General features: G+C 71.8%; 20 protein-coding genes. 11 read left to right on the plus strand and 9 right to left on the minus strand.

Annotation, left to right across the window (positions count from 1 at the left end; translation table 11 throughout):
• Window positions 1-95 precede the first annotated feature (95 nt).
• The 4 genes from gap to secG all read left to right on the plus strand — a co-directional run bounded on the left by gap (window position 96) and on the right by secG (window position 3,630).
• The gene (gap, locus tag AVL61_RS11810; RefSeq protein ID WP_058874528.1) at window positions 96-1,100 is read left to right on the plus strand and encodes a type I glyceraldehyde-3-phosphate dehydrogenase; all 1,005 of its coding nucleotides are present in this window, start codon (window positions 96-98) and stop codon (window positions 1,098-1,100) included.
• Between the two features lie 40 nt (window positions 1,101-1,140).
• A complete protein-coding gene (locus tag AVL61_RS11815) occupies window positions 1,141-2,364 on the plus strand; it encodes a phosphoglycerate kinase (protein WP_058874529.1) in 1,224 nt (407 codons plus the stop codon).
• 126 nt (window positions 2,365-2,490) lie between these two features.
• Complete coding sequence (tpiA, locus tag AVL61_RS11820; RefSeq protein WP_058874530.1) at window positions 2,491-3,306, plus strand: triose-phosphate isomerase; 816 nt, start codon at window positions 2,491-2,493, stop codon at window positions 3,304-3,306.
• Between the two features lie 69 nt (window positions 3,307-3,375).
• Window positions 3,376-3,630: a preprotein translocase subunit SecG gene (gene secG / locus AVL61_RS11825; RefSeq protein ID WP_058874531.1), complete on the plus strand. Its 255-nt coding sequence runs from the start codon at window positions 3,376-3,378 to the stop codon at window positions 3,628-3,630.
• 118 nt (window positions 3,631-3,748) lie between these two features.
• Here secG and pgl read toward each other — a convergent pair whose 3' ends face one another.
• From pgl to tkt, 6 genes are all read right to left on the minus strand, one after another.
• Window positions 3,749-4,498 (minus strand): 6-phosphogluconolactonase, encoded by a 750-nt coding sequence (gene pgl, locus AVL61_RS11830; protein ID WP_058874532.1) that lies wholly within the window; start codon window positions 4,496-4,498, stop codon window positions 3,749-3,751.
• Window positions 4,495-5,616 carry a glucose-6-phosphate dehydrogenase assembly protein OpcA gene (locus tag AVL61_RS11835; RefSeq protein WP_058874533.1) on the minus strand — a complete coding sequence of 374 codons (1,122 nt, stop codon included), beginning with the start codon at window positions 5,614-5,616 and terminating at the stop codon, window positions 4,495-4,497. The genes pgl and AVL61_RS11835 overlap by 4 nt, the downstream gene beginning before the upstream one ends.
• On the minus strand, window positions 5,613-7,124 hold the full coding sequence (zwf, locus tag AVL61_RS11840) for a glucose-6-phosphate dehydrogenase (protein ID WP_058874553.1): 1,512 nt from the start codon (window positions 7,122-7,124) through the stop codon (window positions 5,613-5,615). Before zwf ends, AVL61_RS11835 begins: the two co-directional genes overlap by 4 nt.
• 160 nt (window positions 7,125-7,284) lie before the next feature.
• Window positions 7,285-8,901 carry a glucose-6-phosphate isomerase gene (locus tag AVL61_RS11845; RefSeq protein WP_058874534.1) on the minus strand — a complete coding sequence of 539 codons (1,617 nt, stop codon included), beginning with the start codon at window positions 8,899-8,901 and terminating at the stop codon, window positions 7,285-7,287.
• 55 nt (window positions 8,902-8,956) lie between these two features.
• Window positions 8,957-10,063, minus strand: coding sequence for a transaldolase (tal, locus tag AVL61_RS11850; protein WP_058874535.1), 1,107 nt, complete (start codon window positions 10,061-10,063; stop codon window positions 8,957-8,959).
• Window positions 10,064-10,145: 82 nt separating this feature from the next.
• The gene (tkt, locus tag AVL61_RS11855) at window positions 10,146-12,281 is read right to left on the minus strand and encodes a transketolase (RefSeq protein ID WP_058874536.1); all 2,136 of its coding nucleotides are present in this window, start codon (window positions 12,279-12,281) and stop codon (window positions 10,146-10,148) included.
• A 410-nt stretch (window positions 12,282-12,691) separates the two neighbouring features.
• Between tkt and AVL61_RS11860 the strand changes: the two genes are divergently transcribed.
• Window positions 12,692-13,588, plus strand: coding sequence for a heme o synthase (locus AVL61_RS11860; protein WP_058874554.1), 897 nt, complete (start codon window positions 12,692-12,694; stop codon window positions 13,586-13,588).
• A 71-nt stretch (window positions 13,589-13,659) separates the two neighbouring features.
• Window positions 13,660-14,577, plus strand: a complete 918-nt coding sequence (locus AVL61_RS11865; protein ID WP_058874537.1) for a dihydrodipicolinate synthase family protein — start codon at window positions 13,660-13,662, stop codon at window positions 14,575-14,577.
• Window positions 14,578-14,596: 19 nt separating this feature from the next.
• On the opposite strand, the gene AVL61_RS11870 is transcribed toward AVL61_RS11865, so the two are convergent.
• The 3 genes from AVL61_RS11870 to AVL61_RS11880 all read right to left on the minus strand — a co-directional run bounded on the left by AVL61_RS11870 (window position 14,597) and on the right by AVL61_RS11880 (window position 17,531).
• Window positions 14,597-15,622: a COX15/CtaA family protein gene (locus tag AVL61_RS11870; RefSeq protein ID WP_058874538.1), complete on the minus strand. Its 1,026-nt coding sequence runs from the start codon at window positions 15,620-15,622 to the stop codon at window positions 14,597-14,599.
• 122 nt (window positions 15,623-15,744) lie between these two features.
• A complete protein-coding gene (locus tag AVL61_RS11875; RefSeq protein WP_058874539.1) occupies window positions 15,745-16,527 on the minus strand; it encodes an ABC transporter permease in 783 nt (260 codons plus the stop codon).
• A complete protein-coding gene (locus AVL61_RS11880; RefSeq protein WP_058874540.1) occupies window positions 16,524-17,531 on the minus strand; it encodes an ABC transporter ATP-binding protein in 1,008 nt (335 codons plus the stop codon). Before AVL61_RS11880 ends, AVL61_RS11875 begins: the two co-directional genes overlap by 4 nt.
• 274 nt (window positions 17,532-17,805) lie before the next feature.
• Between AVL61_RS11880 and AVL61_RS11885 the strand changes: the two genes are divergently transcribed.
• The 5 genes from AVL61_RS11885 to AVL61_RS11905 all read left to right on the plus strand — a co-directional run bounded on the left by AVL61_RS11885 (window position 17,806) and on the right by AVL61_RS11905 (window position 22,621).
• On the plus strand, window positions 17,806-18,591 hold the full coding sequence (locus AVL61_RS11885; RefSeq protein WP_058874541.1) for a helix-turn-helix transcriptional regulator: 786 nt from the start codon (window positions 17,806-17,808) through the stop codon (window positions 18,589-18,591).
• The gene (gene sufB, locus AVL61_RS11890; protein WP_058874542.1) at window positions 18,584-20,038 is read left to right on the plus strand and encodes a Fe-S cluster assembly protein SufB; all 1,455 of its coding nucleotides are present in this window, start codon (window positions 18,584-18,586) and stop codon (window positions 20,036-20,038) included. The genes AVL61_RS11885 and sufB overlap by 8 nt, the downstream gene beginning before the upstream one ends.
• A 166-nt stretch (window positions 20,039-20,204) precedes the next feature.
• Complete coding sequence (sufD, locus tag AVL61_RS11895) at window positions 20,205-21,404, plus strand: Fe-S cluster assembly protein SufD (RefSeq protein ID WP_058874555.1); 1,200 nt, start codon at window positions 20,205-20,207, stop codon at window positions 21,402-21,404.
• A gap of 60 nt (window positions 21,405-21,464) precedes the next feature.
• Window positions 21,465-22,226 (plus strand): Fe-S cluster assembly ATPase SufC, encoded by a 762-nt coding sequence (sufC, locus tag AVL61_RS11900; protein WP_058874543.1) that lies wholly within the window; start codon window positions 21,465-21,467, stop codon window positions 22,224-22,226.
• A 38-nt stretch (window positions 22,227-22,264) separates the two neighbouring features.
• Window positions 22,265-22,621: a metal-sulfur cluster assembly factor gene (locus AVL61_RS11905; protein WP_058874544.1), complete on the plus strand. Its 357-nt coding sequence runs from the start codon at window positions 22,265-22,267 to the stop codon at window positions 22,619-22,621.
• Window positions 22,622-22,684 lie beyond the last annotated feature (63 nt).

Here is a 22,684-nt window from a genome sequence, read left to right on the forward strand (position 1 = left end):
GTGGATCTTTCATGACCCCAAGACATCCCAGGGATAACCACGTAGAATGGGACGTGGTTCAACGATCCAGACCCCGACCAACACAGGAGAACCCAGTGACCATTCGAGTGGGCATCAACGGTTTCGGACGCATCGGACGCAACTTCCTCCGCGCGGCGCGCGAGCAGGGCGAGAACATCGAGGTCGTGGCCGTGAACGACCTCACGGACCCGGAGGCCCTGGTCCACCTTTTCAAGTACGACTCCATCATGGGCCGGTTCCCCGGCGAGGTGACCCTCGAGGGCGACACCATGCGCGTGGACGGCCACGAGGTCAAGTTCCTCGCCGAGCCCGACCCCGCGAAGCTGCCCTGGGGCGAGCTCGGCGTGGACGTCGTGGTCGAGTCGACCGGCCGCTTCACCAACGGCTCCAAGGCCAAGGCCCACCTGGACGGCGGCGCCAAGAAGGTCGTCCTGTCCGCCCCCGGCAAGGAGATCGACGGCACGTTCGTGCCCGGCGTCAACCTCGACAGCTACGACGCCGCGTCGATGAACATCGTCTCCGCGGCCTCCTGCACGACCAACTGCCTCGCGCCCATGGCGAAGGTCCTCAACGACGCGTTCGGCATCGAGCGCGGCCTGATGACCACGATCCACGCCTACACCGCGGACCAGAACCTGCAGGACGGCCCGCACAAGGACCTGCGCCGCGCCCGCGCCGCCGCCCTCAACATGGTGCCGACCACCACCGGTGCCGCCGCCGCCGTGGGCCTCGTCCTGCCCGAGCTCAAGGGCAAGCTGGACGGCTTCGCCGTGCGCGTGCCCGTGCCCACCGGCTCCGTCGTGGACCTCACCTTCGACGCCCAGCAGGAGGTCACCGTCGAGTCGGTCAACGCCGCCATGAAGGAGGCCGCCGAGGGCCCCATGAAGGGCATCGTCAAGTACACCGAGGACCCCATCGTCTCCTCGGACATCCAGGGCGACAGCATCTCCACGATCTTCGACGCCCCGCTGACGAAGGTCATCGGCAACCAGGTCAAGGTCATCGCCTGGTACGACAACGAGTGGGGCTACACCTCCCGTCTCGTCAACGTCGTCTCCCACGTCGGCGCGCAGCTCTGAGGCTCCGGCCCCGCACCGCCGCCGGGGTAGGGTGAGTGACATGGCTCATGCACTTGACGAACTGATCGCCGACGGCGTCGCCGGGCGCCGCGTCCTGGTCCGCTCCGACCTGAACGTCCCCCTGGACGGCTCCACCGTGACCGACGACGGACGCGTCCGCGCGTCCCTGCCGGTCCTGGGGAAGCTGGCCGAGGCCGGGGCCCGCGTCATCGTGATGGCGCACCTCGGCCGGCCCAAGGGGCAGGTCGACCCGAAGTACTCGATCGCCCCCGCCGCGCGGAGACTGGCCGAGCTGGCCGACTTCCCCGTGGTGGTCGCCACCGACGTCGTCGGGGAGGACGCGCAGGCCAAGGCCGAGGCCCTCTCCGACGGCGAGGTGCTCGTGCTCGAGAACGTGCGCTTCGACCCCCGCGAGACCGCGAAGGACGACGCCGAGCGCGGCGCCTTCGCGGACGAGCTCGCCGCCCTGACGGGCGAGAACGGGGCCTACGTCGACGACGCCTTCGGGGCGGTGCACCGGAAGCACGCCTCCGTGTTCGACATCGCGCACCGGCTCCCGGCCTACCTGGGCGACCTGGTCAAGCGGGAGCTGGACGTTCTCACGAAGGTCGTCCAGGACCCCGAGCGGCCCTTCGTGGTCGTCATGGGGGGCTCCAAGGTCTCCGACAAGCTCGCGGTCATCGAGAACCTCATCGGCAAGGCCGACTCGCTGCTCATCGGCGGCGGGATGGTCTTCACGTTCCTCGCCGCCCAGGGGCACTCCGTGGGCGGGTCCCTCCTGGAGAAGGAGCAGATCGGCACGGTCAAGGACTACCTCGAGAAGGCCGCCGCGGCCGGCACCGAGATCGTCCTGCCCGTGGACGTCGTCTACGCGGCGGAGTTCGCCGCGGACGCCGCGCACGAGGTGCGCCCGGTCGACGCCATCGAGGACGGCGAGATCGGCTCCTCTGGCCTCGGCCTGGACATCGGCCCCGAGTCCGCGAAGCTGTTCGCCGAGCGGATCCGCGGCGCGAAGACCGTGTTCTGGAACGGCCCCGCCGGCGTGTTCGAGATGGAGGCCTTCGCCGGAGGCACCCGGGCGGTGGCCGAGGCCGTCGTCGCCTCGGACGCGATGAGCGTGATCGGCGGCGGCGACTCCGCCTCGGCGGTGCGCAACCTCGGGTTCTCCGACGACCAGTTCGGGCACATCTCCACCGGCGGCGGCGCCTCCCTCGAGTTCATCGAGGGCAAGGAGCTGCCCGGGGTCGTGGCCCTGGGCGCCTGACCCGCACCCTCCACCACTGGATCAGGGGCGTCCCGGAGCGTCACGCCCCGGGGCGCCCCTGACGCCCAGCTCAGCACTGCCGATACGCACGACGAGCGGCGCACCCGCCGCGGACAGGAGTTCCTGATGACCTCGCAGACCAACGGAGAGTTCGACCGCACGCCGCTGATCGCCGGCAACTGGAAGATGAACATGGACCACGCCCAGGCGATCACGCTGGTGCAGAAGCTCGCGTGGACCCTGAACGACGCCAAGCACGACTACTCCCGCGCCGAGGTGGCCGTCTTCCCGCCGTTCACCGACCTGCGCTCCGTGCAGAGCCTCGTGGACGGTGACGACCTGCGCGTGGTCTACGGCGCCCAGGACCTCTCCGACCAGGACTCCGGCGCCTACACCGGCGACATCTCCGGGCAGTTCCTGGCCAAGCTCGGCTGCACCTACGTGCTGGTGGGGCACTCCGAGCGCCGCACCGTCCACGGCGAGTCCGACGAGCTGTGCAACGCGAAGATCGCCGCCGCCCACCGCCACGGGCTGGTCCCGGTGCTGTGCGTCGGCGAGGGCCTCGAGGTCCGGCAGGCCGGCGAGCACGTCGCGTTCACCCTCGAGCAGCTGCGCGGCTCCATCGCCGGCCTCGAGGCGGACCGGGTGGCCGAGCTCGTGGTGGCCTACGAGCCCGTCTGGGCGATCGGCACCGGCGAGGTCGCCGGCCCCGAGGACGCCCAGGAGATGGCGGCCGCCATCCGCGCCGAGCTCGCCGGGCTCTACGACGCCGACACCGCGGCGAAGACCCGCATCCTCTACGGCGGCTCCGCCAAGGCGGCCAACGCCGGGTCGATCCTCAAGGGCAAGGACGTGGACGGCGTGCTCGTCGGCGGCGCCAGCCTCGACGCCGAGGAGTTTGCTAGCATTGCCAGGTTCGAGCAGCACCTCGTGACCGACTGATCACGACCCCCTGACCGTCCGCGCCGCCCGGGCGCGGCTGCTCGACGGACACCTCGAGGGAAGGCCCCAGTGGAAATTCTGCAGAACGTGCTCCTGGCCGTCATCGTGCTCACGAGCCTGCTGGCCGTCCTGCTCGTGCTCCTCAACAAGGGCAAGGGCGGAGGACTCTCCGACATGTTCGGCGGCGGCATGACCCAGTCCCTCAACACCTCCGGCGTGGCCCAGAAGAACCTGGTCCGCCTCACCACCGCCACGGCCGTGGTGTGGGCCCTGTGCATCGCGGCCTACGCGCTGACCATGCGCTTCGCCGAGACGGCTGTCTGACCCACCGCGTCACCGGACGACCCCGGGTTCCTCCCGGAGGCCACGGCCTCCCGGGGAACCCGGGGTCGTCCGCGTCGGAGGGCGGCTCCTCGGCGGCCCCCGGCCGGATCCGGCCCGGTCAGCCGCCGAGGGCGTCCCGAGTGACCAGCAGCAGCGTCTCCTCGGTCCCGCGCACCCCGGCGCCGGGCGTGCGCTCGAGCGGGGCGCCGCCGCGGACGGCCGCGACCGCCTCGGCCTTGTCCGCGCCGGCCACGAGGAACCAGACCCGCTGCGCGCCGTTGATCATCGGCAGCGTCATGGTCACCCGCTCCGGCGGGGGCTTGGGGGAGTCGTGCACCCCCAGGACGGTGGCGTCCGGCTCGTGCACGTGGGGGAGGCCGGGGAACAGGGAGGCCACGTGGCCGTCGGGGCCCAGGCCCAGCAGGGAGAGGTCGAAGCGCGGGAAGGCCTCCGTCCGGTGCTGCGCGTCGGCCGCGGCCGCGAGTTCCCGCCGGTAGTCGAACGCGGCGTCCTCGGCGGTGCCGAAGTCGTCCGTGCTGCCCACGGGGTGGACCCGGTCCGGGTTCAGGCTCAGCGCCCCGCCCACGGCCTCGGCGGCCTGCACGAAATTGCGCTCCGGGCTGTCCTCGGCCACGAAGCGCTCGTCGGACCACCACACGTCGACGCGCGACCAGTCGACCTCGCTCCGGCGCGGGGAGGCGGCGAGGGCCGCGAGCACCGCGGCGCCCATGCTCCCGCCGGTGAGCACGAGGCCCGCCTCGCCCCGCTCCTCCTGCGCCTCGACCAGCACGTCGAGAACCCGTTCCGCGGTGTCCGCGGCGAGCGACTCCTTGTCCGGGTGGGCGACGGTCTCCAGCTCGGCGCTCATGCGCGCTCCTCCCCGGGGGTCGGGACGGACGGGTCGGCGGGCGGGGCCTCGGCGGCCCCGGTCAGCTCGGCGACCGGGTCGGCGGCGTTCTCGAGCGCCGGCGGCTGCGGCCGGTCGAGGGCCGGACGGCCTCCGCCGTGGGCGGCCAGGAAGCGGGCGGCGCCGGGAGTGTGCTCGCCGGTGGTGTCGACCACCTGTGCGACGCGCACGTCCCGCAGCCCGGTGGTGATGACCTCGCCGTAGACCTCGTCCGGGTCCAGCCGGCGGAGCTCCTCGGCGATGCAGGCGTTGAGGTCCCGCACGGGCATCGCGATCTGCTGGTCCGGCTGTCCCGGCTGCCGCAGCATCGCCACGGTCCGGCCGGGGCGCTCGAGCACGATCTCGCCGTCGTCCCGGACCAGGGTGACCCGGTCCAGGCGGCGCGGACCGGCGTTGTTGACGAACGTCACCTCGGCGTCGAGCCGGGTGCCCAGCCAGGTGCCGAGCAGCACCACGCTTGGGGAGCGGCCCGAGCCCTCGACGACGACCTCGCGCACGGGCGCGGGCTCCGCCTGGTCCAGGACCGCGGCCAGCTGGATCCGCCAGTTGGTCACCCTCGTCCACGCGAGGTCCGTGTCGCCGGGGACGTAGCGGTCGCTGAGCTCCGCGAGCGTCTCGAAGGCGTCGTCGCTGCGCGCGGCGTCCGTGATCCGCCGGTGGGCGATCCGGGCGATCGACGAGGTGTGCGGCGAGGGCGGCGGCACCTCGTGCGGCCACCAGGCGACGATCGGCGCGTCCGGCAGCAGCAGCGCCGAGAACAGGGTCTCCGTGGGCTCGGCGAGCTCGCCGTAGCCGTGCAGCACGATGACCTCCGAGGCGCCCGCGTCACCGCCCATGCGCAGCTGGGCGTCGAGCCGGGTGCTCTCGGCCTGGGAGTGCGAGACGTGCACGAGGATCCGGCACGGGTGCTCGTGGCTCGCGAAGTTCGCGGCCTCCAGCGCCGCCTCGGAGTGCCCGGCCTGGGCGAGGATCACCAGCGTGAGGACCCGGCCGAGCGTCACGACGCCGTGCTGGTCCCGCAGCTGGTTGAGCTTCTTGTCGATGGCCGAGGTGGTGGTGTTCTCCATCGAAACGATCACGGTCGCCTCCAGACGCGTCCGTCGCGGGCCAGCAGCTCGTCGGCGCCGGCGGGTCCCCAGGACCCCGGCGCGTACGGCTCCGGCATGATCTGCTGCTGCTCCCAGCACTCCTCGAAGGGGTCGAGGATCCGCCAGGACAGCTCGACCTCCTCGTGGTCCGGGAACAGCGGTGGCTCCCCGAGCAGCACGTCGAGGATCAGTCGCTCGTAGGCCTCCGGGCTGGACTCGGTGAACGAGTGGCCGTAGCCGAAGTCCATGGTCACGTCCCGGATCTCCGACTGCGTCCCGGGCACCTTGGAGCCCAGCCGGATGGTCACGCCCTCGTCGGGCTGGATCCGGATCACGATGACGTTCTGCCCGAGGTCCTCGTGGCCGTTGTCCCCGAACAGCAGGTTGGGGGAGTTCTTGAACTGCACGGCGATCTCGGTGACCCGCCGGCCCAGGCGCTTGCCGGCCCGCAGATAGAACGGCACGCCGGCCCACCGGCGGTTGTTGATGTCCAGGCGCAGCGCCGCGTAGGTCTCCGTCCGGGAGTCGGCGGGGATGTCCTGCTCCTCGAGGAAGGCGCGCACCCGCTCGCCGCCCTGCAGCCCGGACCCGTACTGGCCGAGCGAGGAGTGCGCCGCCAGGTCCTCGGGGACGACCACGGAGGCCAGCACCTTGGCCTTCTCCGCGCGCATGTGGTGGGCCTCGAAGGACAGCGGCTCCTCCATGGCGGTGAGGGCCAGCAGCTGCAGCAGGTGGTTCTGGATCACGTCGCGGGCCGCCCCCACGCCGTCGTAGTAGCCGGCGCGGGAACCGATGCCGATGTCCTCGGCCATGGTGATCTGCACGTGGTCCACGAACTGGGCGTTCCACAGCGGCTCGAACATCTGGTTCGCGAAGCGCAGCGCCAGGATGTTCTGCACCGTCTCCTTGCCCAGGTAGTGGTCGATCCGGAAGACGGAGTCCGCCGGGAACACCCGCTCGACGATGGCGTTGAGCTCCGCCGCGGACTCGAGGTCGTGGCCGAAGGGCTTCTCGATGACCACGCGGCGCCAGCCCGAGGCGTTCTCGTGCTGGGCCAGGCCGTGGTCGGCGAGCTGCTGGCAGACGGTCTCGAAGGCCTTGGGCGGGATCGAGAGGTAGAACGCGTGGTTGCCGCGCGTCCCCGAGTGCACGTCGAGCTCCTTGAGCGTCGACTTGAGCGCCTCGTAGGCCTTGTCGTCGTCGAACTCCCCGCGCACGAACCGGACGCCGGAGGCGAACTGGCGCCACACGTCCTCCTGGAACGGGGTGCGGGCGTGGGCCTCGACGGACTCGCGCACCACCTCCCGGAACTGCTCGTGCGACCAGTCGCGGCGGCCGAAGCCGACGAGCGCGAAGGACGGCGGCAGCAGCCCGCGGTTGACGAGGTCGTACATCGCCGGCAGCAGCTTCTTCTTCGCGAGGTCTCCCGTCACGCCGAAGAGCACGAGCGCCGACGGGGCGGCGACCCGGACGAGCCGCCTGTCCCTCGGGTCCCGCAGGGGATTGCGGGCGTTGTTGTCTGGCAACGGAACTCCTTCACGTTCGTGCGGGGCCGCGGCACCCACGGGGGCCTGCACGCACAACGGTCGGCGCGGGGGATCCCGCGCCGACCGTGGCGTGCTCCCAGTCTAGGACAGCGGTCGGGTCGCCCCGACCGGTTCAGCGGCCGAGGGCCTCGACGGCCTCCCGCAGCCGGGCCACGCCGGCGGCGCGGTCGGAGAGCCGCAGCCGCAGCACGGGCCGCCCGTGGTCGGCGAGGACCTGCGCGTCCCCGTCGGCCTGGGCCGAGATGAGCTCGCCGAAGCTGAACGGGCTGTCCGGGATGTCGAGGTCCGTCTCCGAGGCGGCGGTGATCTGCAGGTACACGCCCTCCGCCGGCCCGCCCTTGTGGTACTGGCCGGTGGAGTGCAGGAACCGCGGGCCCCAGCCGAACGTCACGGGGCGGCCGGTGGCGCGGGCCAGGACCGGGCGGATGCCCTCCAGGTCCGCCCACGCAAGCCGGTCGAAGTACGCCTGGACGGACAGGTAGCCCGTCTCCGGCAGCTGCGCGAGCAGCTTGGCCAGGGCGTCCTCCACCGTGCGCGTGCCGTCGAGCAGGTCCTGCGCCCCGCGGATCTCCACGGGCCCGTCCACGACGTCCGCGGCGGTGGGCTGCGGCTTGTCCTCGAGCAGGGCCCGGGTGGCGTTCTTGGCGGACTCCACGTCGGGCTGGTCGTAGGGGTTGATGCCGAGCAGCCGCCCGGCCGCCGCCGTGGCGACCTCCCACAGCATGAGCTGGGCGCCGAGCGAGCCCGAGACCCGCACCACGTCGCCCTCCGGGGCGTCCTCCTCGTCGACGCCCACGAGCTCCACGACCAGGACGTCGGCCGCGCCCGCGGAGGCTTCGGGGGCGTCCCCGGCGCCGACGACGACGGGCAGCACGCCCTTGCCCTCCTTGCCGGTGGACTCCGCGATCAGCTGCTCCGCCCAGTCGGCGAACCCGGCGATCCCGGAGCCCAGGTCCCGGAACACGAGCTTGTTCCGCAGGGGCTGCGTCCCGCCGAGCGCCGCGCCCAGGTGCACGCCGGGGTTGTCCTCGGCGTCCTCGCGCAGCACCTCGCCGGCCTCGTCGGCGTCGTCGAGCAGGGCCCCGACGTCCACCCCGGCCAGGCCGGAGGGGACCAGGCCGAAGGCGGTGAGCGCGGAGAAGCGCCCGCCCACGGTCGGGTCGGCGGTGAAGACCCGGCGGTAGCCGGCCTCCCGGGCGGACGCCTCCATGGGCGAGCCGGGGTCGGTCACCACCACGATGCGCGAGGCGGCGTCGATGCCCGCGTCCTCGAACGCCCGGGCGAAGACCCGGCGCGCCGAGTCGGTCTCCACGGTGGAGCCGGACTTGGAGGAGACCACGATCGCGGTCCGCTCGAGGCGGTCGGCGAGGGCCGCGGCCACCATCTCCGGGTCCGTGGAGTCGAGCACGAACAGCTCCACGCCCGCGGTGCGGGTGATCACCTCGGGGGCGAGGGAGGAGCCTCCCATGCCCGCGAGCACGAACCGGTCCACCCCCTCGGCCGCGAACTCCTCGCGCAGGGCGACGATCTCGGCGACCAGCGGGCGGGAGACCTCCGCCGCCTCCACCCAGCCCAGCCGCTTGGCGGATTCGTCCTCGGCCGCGGGACCCCACAGGGTGGGATCCTGGGCGAAGAGCTTGGAGGCGAACCTGTCGCCCACCAGCGCGGGCACGTGCCGGTCGACGGCCTCGCGGGCCGCGCCGGAGGTCTGGACGGACAGGGAGCTCATGGGTTCTCCTTCGGGTCGGGCAGCACGGACGGAACTCGGGTCGGGACGGACGGGCTCAGCGGGCGCCGTCGAGGGCGGCGCGCACGGTGTCGAGCAGCTCCGCCCAGGAGTCCTCGAACTTGGTGAGCCCCTCCGCCTCGAGCTTCTCGACGACCTCGTCGTAGGAGATCCCCACGCCGGCGATCTTGTCCAGGAGCTCGTTGGACTCCGCGTAGGCGCCGGTGACGGTGTCCCCGGTGACCTCGGCGTGGTCGAAGGTGGCCTCGAGGGTCTTCTCCGGCATGGTGTTGACCGTGTTGGGTGCCACCAGCCCGGTCACGTACAGGGTGTCGGGCAGCGACGGGTCCTTCACCCCGGTGGAGGCCCACAGCGGGCGCTGCGGGTTCGCCCCGGCCGCGGCCAGCCGCTCCCAGCGCTCGGTGTCCAGGGACTGCTCGTGGATCTGGTAGGCGAGGCGGGCGTTGGCCAGCCCGGCCTGGCTCTTGAGCGCCTTGGCCTCGTCGGTGCCGATCGCGTCGAGGCGCTTGTCGACCTCGGAGTCCACCCGGGAGACGAAGAAGGAGGCCACGGAGTGGATCCCGGCCAGGTCCTTGCCGTTCTCCAGCGCCTGCTCCAGGCCCAGCTGGTAGGCGTTGATGACCGCGCGGTAGCGCTCGAGGGAGAAGATCAGCGTCACGTTGACGGAGATCCCCTCGGCGATGGTCGCGGTGATCGAGGGCAGGCCCGCTTCGGTGGCCGGAATCTTGATCAGCGCGTTGTCCCGGTCGATGGTCCGGGACAGGCGCTGGGCCATGGCGGAGGTGGCGTCGGCGTCCTGGGCCAGGCGCGGGTCCACCTCGATGGACACCCGCCCGTCCACGCCCTGGGTGGTCTCGGCGATCGGGGCGAAGAGGTCGCAGGCCGCGCGGACGTCATCGGTGGTGATGGCCAGCACGGCCTCGTCCACGTCGGTTCCGGCGGCGGCGAGCTCCCGGACCTGGTCCTCGTAGGCGTCGTGCTTGGCCAGGGCGGCGGCGAAGATCGTGGGGTTCGTGGTCACGCCGACCACGTTCTTCTCGTCGATCAGCTGCTGCAGCCCGCCGGAGGCCAGGCGTTCGCGGGAGAGGTCGTCGAGCCAGATCGAGACGCCGGCGTCGGAGAGCTTCTGGGTGGGAGTGGTCATGTGCGTGTCAGTCCTCGTGCTCGGAGAAAGGTGCTCGGAGAAAGGTGCTCGGGGAAAATGGTCGGTCGGTGCGCGCCGCTGCTCAGCGGCTCGCCGGGGTGGAGGTCCGCGCCGCGGCGAGGGACTCCTGGGCGGCGGCGGTGACGGCCTCGGCGGTGATGCCGAACTCGCGGTAGAGGGTCTCGTAGTCGGCGGACTCCCCGAAGTGCTCCAGGGACACGGCTCGGCCGGCGTCGCCGATCAGGTCGCGCCAGGACATGGCGATCCCGGCCTCCACCGACACCCGGGCCCGGACCTCGGCCGGGAGCACGGACTCGCGGTAGTCGGCGTCCTGGGCGTCGAACCACTCCCGGCAGGGCATGGACACGACCCGGGCGGCCACGCCCTGGGCGGCGAGCTGGTTCCGGGCTTCCACGGCCAGGGCGACCTCGGAGCCGGTGCCGATCAGCACCACGTCGGGGGTGCCCTCGGTGTCGGCCAGGACGTAGCCGCCGCGGGCCACACCCTCGGCGGAGGCGAACTTCTCGCCCTCCGCCTCGGGGTGCAGGTCGGTGCGGGCGAAGGTGGGCACGTTCTGGCGGGTCAGGGCGATCCCGGCCGGGCCGTGCCGGTTCTCCAGCATCGTCCGCCAGGCAACCGCGACCTCGTTGGCGTCGGCCGGGCGCACCACGTCCAGGCCGGGGATGGCGCGCAGGGAGGACAGCTGCTCCACCGGCTGGTGGGTGGGCCCGTCCTCGCCCAGGCCGATGGAGTCGTGGGTCCACACGTAGATCGAGGGGACCTTCATCAGCGCGCCCAGGCGCACGGCCGGGCGCTGGTAGTCGGAGAAGATCAGGAACGTCCCGGAGAACGCCCGGGTCTGCGAGGACATGGTGATGCCGTTGACGATCGCCGCCGCGGCGTGCTCACGGATCCCGAAGTGCAGCACCCGCCCGTAGGGGTTGCCGGTCCACTTCTCGGTGGAGCGGGCGGCGGGGATGAAGGAGGCCGCGGACTCGATGGTGGTGTTGTTGGACCCGGCCAGATCCGCGGACCCGCCCCACAGCTCGGGGAAGGTCTCGGCGATGGCGTTGATCACCTTGCCCGAGGCCGAGCGGGTGGCCACGTCCTTGCCGGCCTCGAAGGTCGGGAAGGCCTCCGCATAGTTCTCGGGCAGCTCCTCGGCGCGGATCCGGTCGTAGAGGGCCGCACGGTCGGGGTTGGCCTCCCGCCAGGCCTGGAAGTCCTGCTCCCACTGCGCCCGGACCTCGCCCATCGTGTCCTGGATGGAGCGGGTGTGGGCGAGGACCTCGTCGGCGACCTCGAAGGAGGCCTCGGGGTCGAAGCCGAGGATCTTCTTGGTCTCGGCGACCTCCTCGGCCCCGAGCTTGGAGCCGTGGATCCCCCCGGTGTTCTGCTTCTTCGGTGCGGGGTACCCGATGATGGTGCGCAGGGCGATCAGCGAGGGCTTGGTGGTCTCGGCCTTCGCCGCGCGGATCGCGGCGTAGAGCTCCTCGACGTCCTCGACGTAGTCCCCGGTCTTCGTCCAGTCCACCCGGGCCACGTGCCAGCCGTAGGCCTCGTAGCGGGCGGCGACGTCCTCGGTGAAGGCCACGTCGGTGTCGTCCTCGATGGAGATGTGGTTCTGGTCGTAGATCACCACGAGGTTGCCCAGCTCCTGCACCCCGGCCAGCGAGGACGCCTCGGAGGTGATCCCCTCCTGGAGGTCGCCGTCGGAGGCGATCACGTAGACCATGTGGTCGAAGACCGACTCCCCGGCGGCGGTGTCGGGGTCGAACATCCCGCGGGTGTAGCGCTGGGCGTAGGCGAAGCCCACGGCCGAGGCCAGGCCCTGGCCCAGCGGGCCGGTGGTGATCTCCACCCCGGTGGTGTGCCGGTACTCCGGGTGGCCCGGGGTCTTGGACCCCCAGGTGCGCAGGGACTTGATGTCCTCGAGCTCCATCCCGTAGCCGGAGAGGAACAGCTGCAGGTACAGGGTCAGGGAGGTGTGCCCCGGCGAGAGGATGAACCGGTCCCGGCCCGTCCACCGGTCATCACGCGGGTCGTGGCGCATCACCTTCTGGAACAGCAGGTACGCGGCCGGGGCCAGGGACATCGCCGTGCCCGGGTGGCCGTTGCCCACCTTCTCCACCGCGTCCGCGGCCAGCACCCGCACCGTGTCCACGGCACGCTGGTCCAGCTCGGTCCAGGTCAGCTTCTGATCGAGTTCGGTCGTCAAGGTTCGAGGCCCTTTCTGCTGGGAACCGCTGCCGTGCGCAGCGGGTGCCGGTTGCCGGCCGGCGGTTTGGGTCCAGCTTAGGTCACGCGCATTTCGGCCGTGTGACCGACGGCACCGGCCCCGGGGGCCCCGGGGCGCCCTTCCCGTCATGTCCGGAGCGGGAACGGGCGCCGCCACGCGCTATGCTGTATAGGACCTTCTTCCGCGCCCGCGAGCTGCCGCGCCGACCGCACCCTCGTGCCGGCGACGCACCGACTCCGGGCCGTCCTCGCGCACGGAGCCGGGGGAGAACCACCGCAACCGGGAGCAATGATTCTGTGAACTCACTCGAGACGTCGGGACCCGCAGGACGAACCGTCCTCGGCACCGGACACACGGGTGTGGCGGTGGACCCCCGCCCCGAGGGACGGATGACGGCCTCCCGCAAGCTGCGGGCGTACGTGGCCCTGATGAAGCCGCGCATCATCGAGCTGCTGCTCGTGGCCACCGTGCCGACCATGATCTTCGCCCAGCAGGGCATGCCGAACCTGTGGCTCATCCTCAACACCCTCGTGGGCGGCACGCTCGCGGCGGGCGCGGCCGGCGCCTTCAACTGCTACATCGACCGGGAGGAGGACCGGGTGATGAAGCGCACGGCCAAGCGCCCGCTCGTCACCGGGGAGGTCACCGACCGCGAGGCCCTCGTCTTCGCGTGGTCGCTCACGGCCGTGTCCGTCGCCTGGCTCACCCTCGGCGTCAACGTGCTCGCCGGCGTCCTGGGCGCGGTGGCCATCTTCCTCTACGCGGTCTTCTACTCGATCGTGCTCAAGCGCCGCACCGCCCAGAACATCGTCTGGGGCGGGGTCGCGGGGTGCATGCCGGTGCTCATCGGGTGGGCCGCGGTCACGGGCGGCCTCGACTGGCCCGCGCTCGTGCTGTTCCTCTTCATCTTCCTGTGGACCCCGCCGCACTACTGGCCGCTGTCCATGAAGTACGCGGACGACTACTCCCGCGCCGGGGTCCCGATGCTGGGCGCCGTGGCCGGGGCCCGCACCGTGGGCAGCCAGGTGGTCCTCTACGCGTGGGCCACGGTGGTGTGCTCGCTGCTGCTCGTCCCCGTCGGCGGCGCCGGCTGGGTCTACGCGGTGACCGCGCTGGCCTCGGGCGCGTGGTTCGTGGGCCACAGCCACAAGCTGCACGCGCTGGCGGTGGCCGGCCGGCCCACGGACAAGCAGGCCATGTACGTCTTCCACGGCTCCATCGCCTACATCACCTTCGTGTTCCTGGCCCTCGCCGTGGACCCGTTCGTGGGCGGTCCCGTCCTCTGAGCCCGCGGGGTCCGGCCGGACCCTGGGCGGCCCCGTCCGGCCCGGGGACCCGCCGGACCTAGGATGGTTTCATGCTCAGCATGACCTTCACCGGGCTCGTCGCCTACCCCATCACCCCGTTCCAGCAGGGCGGCCGCCTGGACCTGGAGTCCTTCGAGCGCTATGTCGGCCGGCTGGTCCGCACGGGCGTGAACGCCGTGGTGGTCCTGGGCAGCTCGGGCAGCTTCGCCTACCTCTCCGGGGAGGAGCGGGCCGAGGTCGTGGGCGTCGCCGTGGAGGCCGCCCGCGGCTCCGGGGTGCCGGTGGGGGCGGGGATCTCCGCGATGACCACCCGGGAGGTCCTGGAGATGGCCTACGCCGCCGAGAACGGCGGGGCGGACGGGCTCGTGCTCAACCCGCTGTCCTACATCCCGCTCGTCTCCCAGGAGATCGCGGACCAGGTGGAGACGGTGGCGGCGTCCGTGTCCCTGCCGCTGTGCATCTACAACAACCCGACGACGACGGGCTTCACGTACCCCGTGGAGCTCGCCGCGGAGCTGTCCTGGCTGGAGAACGTCAACGCGTTCAAGGACACCGCGGACTCCCCGCAAGACCTTGCCGCCCGCCGGAGCCGGTTCGCCGAGCTCGCGGAGCCCGGGACGGCCCACGGGGTGAGCGGGGAGCGGCTGCTGCACGAGGCGGCGCCGGACGCCGCGGCCTGGCACTCCGGGATCGCCGCGGTCCTGCCGCGCCAGTACGCCGCCTTCCGCGCCGCCGTCGTCGCGGGCGACGACGGCGAGGTGCGCACGTGGCAGGCGGCGCTGACCCCGCTGATGGAGATCCTCCGGCAGGAACGGCCCCTGAGCTCTCTCTACGCCCTCGCCGAGGTGTGCGGTGTCACCACGGCCCCGCCGCGGCGGCCCCTGCTGCCGATCCCCTCGGCCAGCCGGCAGCGCCTGGCCCAGGCGGTCGAGGAGCTGCTCGACGAGGCGCCCGACGAGCGCGTCTGACGGGCGCGCCTGACGGGCCTCAGCCGCGGGCCGGGGCCCCGGCGGAGCGGGCAGGGTCCGCCCCCCGCAGCACCGGGTCGGGGGTGCGGGTGACCGCGAAGCCCTTCTCCACGGTGCGCGCGGTGGCCCAGATCAGCGCCGCGGAGCCCACCAGGTGCAGCGCCACCGCCACGATCGGCACGCCGTTGAAGTACTGGTAGTAGCCGATGAGCGCCTGCAGGACCAGGACGGCCAGCAGGCCGTTGAGGCTCGAGGCCAGGGGGACGGGCCACCGGTGCCGGCGGGCGAGCACCATGCCCAGGACCACGGCCACCACGATCAGGTACACCGGCACCGCGTGGGCCCGGGTGATGAGGTACGCGTCGAAGGCGTGCCGGGCGGTGGAGTCGTCCCCGGCGTGCGGGCCGGTGCCCGTGACGAGGGTGCCCAGGTAGAGGATCAGCGCGCTGAGCACCGCCAGGCCCACCATGAGCACCCGCACCGCCCGGCGCTGCCCGTAGGCCTGGCCGGGCCGTTCGGCGTCCCGCACGGCGGGCAGCGAGCGCCGCCGGGTGCGGTTGACCAGCACGGTGGCCAGGGCGATCATCGCCCCGGAGATCAGGTAGTGGATCCCCACGATCCAGGGGTTGAGCCCGGTGAGCACGGTGATCCCGCCGACCACGGCCTGCAGCGGGATGCCGAGCCCCAGCAGCAGGGCGATCCGGAAGAGGTCGCGGTGCTCGTGGCGCAGGCGGAGCACCGCCAGGAACGTCAGCACCGCCACGGCGGCCAGCAGGAACGTCAGCAGCCGGTTGCCGAACTCGATGAGGCCGTGCACGCCCATCTCGGGGGTGTTCGTCCAGGACTCGTCCGTGCACCGGGGCCAGGTGGGACAGCCCAGGCCGGACCCGGTCAGCCGCACGAGCCCGCCGGTGAGGATGAGCACGGAGTTCGCGAGCAGCGACGCGACGGCGAGCCACCGCACCCACGGGGTGATCCGGGTCGGCAGCAGGACGCTGCCGCTCGCACGGACGTCGACGTCGCTGGGGTCGCTGGCGCGGTTCATGAATTCACTTCCGGACGGGGTCGGTGCGGTGGGATCTCCGCGCCCAGTTTATCCGGGCTCCCGACCCCTCGTGTCCCGCCGGCCGGGTCCGCGGTCCGGGCGCGCGGTCCGGGGCCGGCGGCTCAGCTCCAGCGGAACCAGCGCACCGCCCCGGTCCAGGCGGCGGCGGCCCAGACGGCGAGCACCAGCACCGGCAGCGGCGTGGGCGCCCCGGTGAGGAACGTCTCGCGCAGGGCGGTGCCCAGCGCGCCCGAGGGCAGCAGCTCCACCACCCAGGAGAACCCCGCCGGCAGCGTGCCGGCGGGGAAGAGGGTGCCGCCGACGGCGGCGAGCAGCACCCACACGAGATTGGTCACGGCAAGCGTCGCCTCGGCGCGCACCGTCCCGGCGAGCAGCAGCCCGAGCCCAGTGAACGCCGCGGCGCCGAGCAGCAGAACCGGCACGGAGAGGAGCACGGCGGCCGCGTCCGGGCGCCAGCCGAGGGCCACGCCGAGCGCGGCCACCAGCACGTACTGCACCACGAGCACGGCGACGATCGCCAGCAGCTTCCCGGCGATCAGTCCGCCGCGGCCCAGGGGAGTGGTGGAGAGGAAGCGCAGGACCCCGTAGCGGCGGTCGAAGCCGGTCTGGATGCCCTGCCCCGAGAACGCGTTGGAGAGCACGCACAGCGCCAGCACGCCGGGCACGGCGACGTCCACGCGGGCCGCGCCGGCCGGGACGGCGGCGTCGAGCAGGTCGGTGAGCGTCAGGGCCACGAGCGCCATGAGCGGCAGGATCAGCAGCAGCAGCAGCTGCTCCCCGTTGCGCAGCATCGCCAGGGTCTCGTAGCGGGCCTGCGCGGCCACCCGGCGCGTCAGGGAGGCGGGGGCCGGGTGCGCGGCGGTCGGCGGGGCGGGTGCGGTCATCGGATCTCCCGTCCGGAGATGTCGAGGAAGACGTCCTCGAGGGTGCGCGGCTGGAGGGACAGGGACTCGGGCATCGTGCCGGTGGCGGTGAACCACCGGGTCACGGCCTCGAGCATCGGGGGAGTGAGCGCGCCGGTGAGCGTCACGGTGCGGCCGGCGCGGCTGGTGCGGACGTCCTCGAAGCCGGGGCCGTCCCACGGGAACGGTCCCGCGCCGAGCTGCTCGGGGGCCAGCGTCAGCACGAGCACGGCGGGGGCGTCGGCGCCGGGGGCGACCAGCTCCGCCACGGATCCCTGGGCCATGACCCGGCCGTGGTCCACGATGTAGACCTGGTCGGCGAGGCGCTGGGCGTCGTCCAGGAGGTGCGTGGTGAGGATGATGCACACACCCTCGCGGCGCAGCTGCTGGACGAGGTCGAAGACGATGTTGCGGGACTGCGGGTCCATCCCCGCCGAGGGCTCGTCGAGGAAGAGGACCTCCGGGTTCCCGGCCAGGGCGGCCGCCAGGGCCACACGCTGGCGCTGGCCGCCGGAGAGCCGGCGGACCACGGTGCGGTCGAAGCCGTTGATGCCGAGCAGCTCCACGAGCTCGTCCATGTCCCGGGGGCTGCGGTACAGGGACGCCACGTGCCGCAGCAGCTCCAGCGGGCGCACCGCCTGGGGGAGCCCGCCGTCCTGGAGCATCACGCCCACCCGGGCGCGCAGGTCGGGACCGGCCCGCCACGGGTCCTGGCCCAGCAGCCGCACCGTGCCCGCCGAGGGCCGCTGCAGCCCCTGGGCGCACTCCAGGGTGGTCGTCTTGCCCGCCCCGTTGGGTCCGAGCAGCGCCGTGATCTCGCCGTGCCGCGCCGTGAGGGAGAGGTCGTTGACGGCGTGCACCGCGTCGGCGCGGGTGGCCCCCGGCCCGCCGGGGCGCCGGGAGCGGCGGCGGCGGACGGGGAACTCCTTGACGAGGCGCTCGATCGACAGTGCGGGCGAGGACGCGGGGGGACTCTGGGCGGGCACCGGACCAGTGTAGTGCGGCGCGCCCGCGGGCCGGCCCCCTTGGCCGCGCCGCCCCGGGAGGTTATTATGAGTAAGTCGTGATTTGGCCGGACCGACCGGTAAGGCTCCACTTACTGGTCAGGCCGGAATGAATTACGACATACTCCGGTTGTGTATTAAGAGCGCCCCGACCGGGTCGCACGCTGCACCACGAGAACTCCCACCTCGACATCCCCAGCTCGACATTTTCGACCTCGATGACCTCCACGTCGATCAGGAAGCGAACGGTTCACCCATGACCCAGACCACGGACGCCCGGAGCGGGACCTGCTCCGGCCCGCGGGCGGAGCAGGAGGAGAACACCCGCTCGCGCGTGCTCGGTGCCGTCCTCGAGCACGGCCCGGTCTCGGCCGCCGACCTCGGCGAGATGCTCGAACTGACCCCGGCCGCCGTGCGCCGCCACCTGGACGCCCTCGAGCAGCAGCACTTCATCGAGGTCACCATGGTCCGCCGCCCCAGCGGGGGCGCCGGGCGCCCGGCGCGCCGCTACGTCGTCGCACCCGAGGGCCACGCCAAGCTCGGCGACGACTACCTCGAGATCGCGACCGACGCGCTCGAGGCCATCCGCCGCATCGCGGGCCCCGACGCCGTGCGCTCCTTCATCCAGGACCGGGTGAACCGGCTGGAGGCGTCCTACCGCCCCGAGGTCGAGGCCACCGGCGACGAGGTCGCCGAGCGCCTGCCCGTCCTGGTGCGGCTGCTCAGCCGGGACGGCTTCGCGGCCTCCACGAACGAGGTGGCCGTCGGCCGCGGGGAGTCCCGCACCATCGTCTCGGCGCAGCTGTGCCAGGGGCACTGCCCCGTCCGGGAGCTGGCCGCCCGCTACCCGCAGTTCTGCGAGCTGGAGACCGAGCTCATCGCCCGGCTGCTCGGCACGGACGTGCGCCGGCTCTCCACCCAGGCCGCCGGCGCGCACGTGTGCACCACGCACGTGCCCCTCGCCCGCCCCGCCGCGGCGCCCGCGGACCCGACCACAGGCCAGACCACAGACCAGACAACAGAGGAAGGCCGTCATGACTGAACAGATCGCCAGCGGCAACGACACTGTCATCGCCGACATCCTGGAGAAGAACCCGGAGCTCGAGGGCATCGGCACCTACGAGTACGGCTGGGCCGACTCCGACGTCGCCGGCGCCTCCGCGCGCCGCGGGGTCGACGAGGACGTCGTCCGGGACATCTCCGCGAAGAAGAGCGAACCGCAGTGGATGACCGACCTGCGGCTGAAGGGCCTGAAGTTCTTCTACCGCAAGCCCATGCCCACCTGGGGCGCGGACCTGTCCGGCATCGACTTCGACAACATCAAGTACTTCGTGCGCTCCACGGAGAAGCAGGCCGCCACCTGGGAGGACCTGCCCGAGGACATCCGCAACACCTACGAGAAGCTCGGCATCCCCGAGGCCGAGCGCGGCCGGCTCGTCTCCGGCGTCGCCGCCCAGTACGAGTCCGAGGTCGTCTACCACCAGATCCGCGAGGACCTGGAGGAGCAGGGCGTCATCTTCCTCGACACCGACACCGCGCTCAAGGAGCACCCGGAGATCTTCGCCGAGTACTTCGGCACGGTCATCCCCGTGGGCGACAACAAGTTCGCGTCCCTGAACACGGCCGTGTGGTCCGGCGGCTCCTTCGTCTACGTCCCCAAGGGCGTGCACGTCGAGATCCCGCTGCAGGCCTACTTCCGGATCAACACGGAGAACATGGGCCAGTTCGAGCGGACGCTGATCATCGCGGACGAGGACTCCTACGTCCACTACATCGAGGGCTGCACCGCGCCGATCTACAAGACCGACTCGCTGCACTCCGCCGTGGTGGAGATCATCGTCAAGAAGAACGCCCGCGTGCGCTACACGACCATCCAGAACTGGTCGAACAACGTGTACAACCTCGTGACCAAGCGCGCGATCGCCCACGAGGGCGCCACCATGGAGTGGATCGACGGCAACATCGGCTCGAAGGTCACCCAGAAGTACCCGGCCGTCTACATGACCGGGGAGCACGCCCGCGGCGAGACCCTCTCGATCGCGTTCGCCGGCGAGGGACAGCACCAGGACACCGGCTCCAAGATGGTGCACATCGCCCCGAACACGTCGTCGTCGATCGTCTCGAAGTCCGTGGCCCGCAACGGCGGCCGCGCCGCCTACCGCGGTCTCGTGCAGGTCCGCGAGGGCGCGAAGGGCTCGAAGTCCAACGTGGTCTGCGACGCCCTGCTGGTGGACACGATCTCCCGCTCCGACACCTACCCGTACGTCGACATCCGCGAGGACGACGTCACCATGGGCCACGAGGCCACCGTCTCGCGCGTGTCCGAGGAGCAGCTGTTCTACCTCATGCAGCGCGGGATGGCCGAGGACGAGGCCATGGCGATGATCGTGCGCGGCTTCGTGGAGCCGATCGCCCGCGAACTCCCCATGGAGTACGCGCTCGAACTCAACCGCCTCATCGAACTGCAGATGGAAGGATCCGTTGGCTGACATGACCAAGCTGAACGAAACGATTCGCAACGCCACGGAGGCCGCCGCCTCCGCGGCCACCGCGGTGGCCGACAAGGCCGTCGGCGCGGCCAAGGACGCCTACGACAACCTGGGCGAGAAGGTCGACGGGGTCCCCACCGGGGACGCGCGCGTCGCCATCCCGGGCATGGACGTGGAGGGCGAGACGCTCTCCGCGGAGCACTCGAAGACCGAGACGCTCGTGCGGCACACCGCCCACGGCGACATCTCCGGCGTGCCCGACTCCTCCCGTGCCGGTCGGCGCACGTCCTACGACGTCGCCGACTTCCCGAAGCTCACGGGCAAGGAGGAGGACTTCCGGTTCACCCCGCTGAAGCGCCTCAAGGGACTGCACGCCGACGCCCTCACCGGCCCGGCGCCCGCGGTGACCGTCGACTCGGACACCGTGCGCGTCGAGACCGTGGGGCGCGACGACGCCCGCATCGGCAGCGCCGGCGTCCCCGAGGACCGGCTCTCCGCCAACGCGTGGAGCAGCGTGGCCGAGGCCACCGTGCTGACCGTGCCGCAGGAGGCCGAGGTGACCGAGCCGGTCGTCGTCGACATCCACGGCACCGACGCCGCCCCGGCCGCCCAGCACCTCGTGATCGACGCCCAGCCGTTCTCCAAGGCCCTCGTGGTCCTGCGCCACCACGGCTCCGCCGTGCTCTCGCAGAACGTCGAGTTCCGGGTCGCCGACTCCGCGAACCTGACCGTGGTGACCCTCCAGGAGTGGGACGACGACGCCGTGCACGCCTCCTCCCAGCAGGCGCGCCTCGGGAAGTCGGCCACGTTCAAGCACGTTCTCGTCTCCCTGGGCGGCGACCTGGTGCGCGTCACCCCCTCCACCCGGTTCGACGCCCCGGGCGGCTCCGTGGAGATGTACGGGCTGACCTTCGTGGACGCCGGCCAGCACCTGGAGTCCCGGCTGTTCGTGGACCACTCCCAGCCGAACTGCACCTCGCGGGTGACCTACAAGTCCGCGCTGCAGGGCGAGAACGCGCACGGGGTGTGGGTCGGCGACGTCCTCATCCGCGCCACCGCGGAGGGCACCGACACCTACGAGCTCAACCGCAACCTCATCCTCAACGACGGCCCGCGGATGGACTCCGTGCCGAACCTGGAGATCGAGACCGGCCTGATCGCCGGTGCCGGCCACGCCTCCACCACGGGGCAGCTGGACGACGAGCACCTGTACTACCTCATGTCCCGGGGCATCCCCGAGGACGAGGCGCGGCGGCTCGTGGTCCGCGGGTTCCTCTTCGAGATCATCCAGCAGATCGGTGTCCCGGACATCGAGGAGCGGCTGCGCGGGGCCGTCCAGGACGAGCTCGCCTCCGCGAACTACTGACCCCCTCCCGCATCGCACCCTTTACGACCACAGACTTTTTCGACCACAGGAGAACCATCCATGGCAACTCTCGAGATCAAGGACCTGCACGCGTCCGTCGTGCTCGACGACGAGACCACCAAGCCGATCCTCAAGGGCGTGAACCTCACGATCCGCTCCGGTGAGGTCCACGCCATCATGGGCCCCAACGGCTCCGGCAAGTCCACGCTGGCCTCCACCATCGCCGGCCACCCCAAGTACGTCGTCGACTCCGGCGAGGTGCTCCTGGACGGCGAGAACGTCCTGGAGATGTCCGTGGACGAGCGCGCCCGTGCCGGGCTCTTCCTGGCCATGCAGTACCCGGTGGAGATCCCCGGCGTGACGACCTCCAACTTCCTGCGCACGGCCAAGACCGCGATCGACGGGGAGGCCCCCTCCCTGCGCACGTGGACCAAGGACGTCAAGGCGGCCATGGAGCAGCTGAAGATCAGCCCCGACATGATCCAGCGCAACGTCAACGAGGGCTTCTCCGGCGGCGAGAAGAAGCGCCACGAGATCCTCCAGCTCGAGCTGCTCAAGCCGAAGATCGCCCTCCTGGACGAGACCGATTCCGGCCTCGACGTGGACGCGCTCAAGGTCGTCTCGGAGGGCGTCAACCGCGCCCTGGAGACCAACGACATGGGCATCATGCTCATCACCCACTACACCCGCATCCTGCGCTACATCAAGCCGCAGTTCGTGCACGTCTTCCACGACGGCCGCGTGGTGGACGAGGGCGGTCCCGAGCTCGCCGACCGGCTCGAGAACGAGGGCTACGACCGCTACCTGGCCCCGGCCAAGTAGGCGGAGCCGACCCACCAGCTTTCGAAAGGAGGCCAGCGATGGCCGACACCCCTGCTGAGACCACCGCCGATCCCGCGGCCGCGGGCCGGCCCTCCGCCGAGGAGGTCGAGGAGGCGCTCAAGAACGTCATCGACCCCGAGCTCGGCGTCAACATCGTGGACCTGGGCCTGCTCTACGGCTCCAAGTGGGCCGAGGACGGCGCCCTGATCCTCGACATGACCCTCACCACGGCCGCGTGCCCGCTGCAGGACGTCATCGAGGAGCAGTGCGCGCAGAACCTCGACCCGATGGTGGACGAGTGGCGCGTCAACTGGGTCTGGATGCCGCCGTGGGGTCCCGAGCGGATCACCGAGGACGGCCGCGACCAGATGCGGGCCCTGGGCTTCAACATCTGAGCGGCTCGTCCCCGCACGACGGCGGCCCTCGGGCTCCAACATCTCCATCAGTAACCTTCCGGA

Source organism: Kocuria rosea subsp. polaris, assembly GCF_001483755.1.
GTDB classification, from domain to species: domain Bacteria; phylum Actinomycetota; class Actinomycetes; order Actinomycetales; family Micrococcaceae; genus Kocuria; species Kocuria cellulosilytica.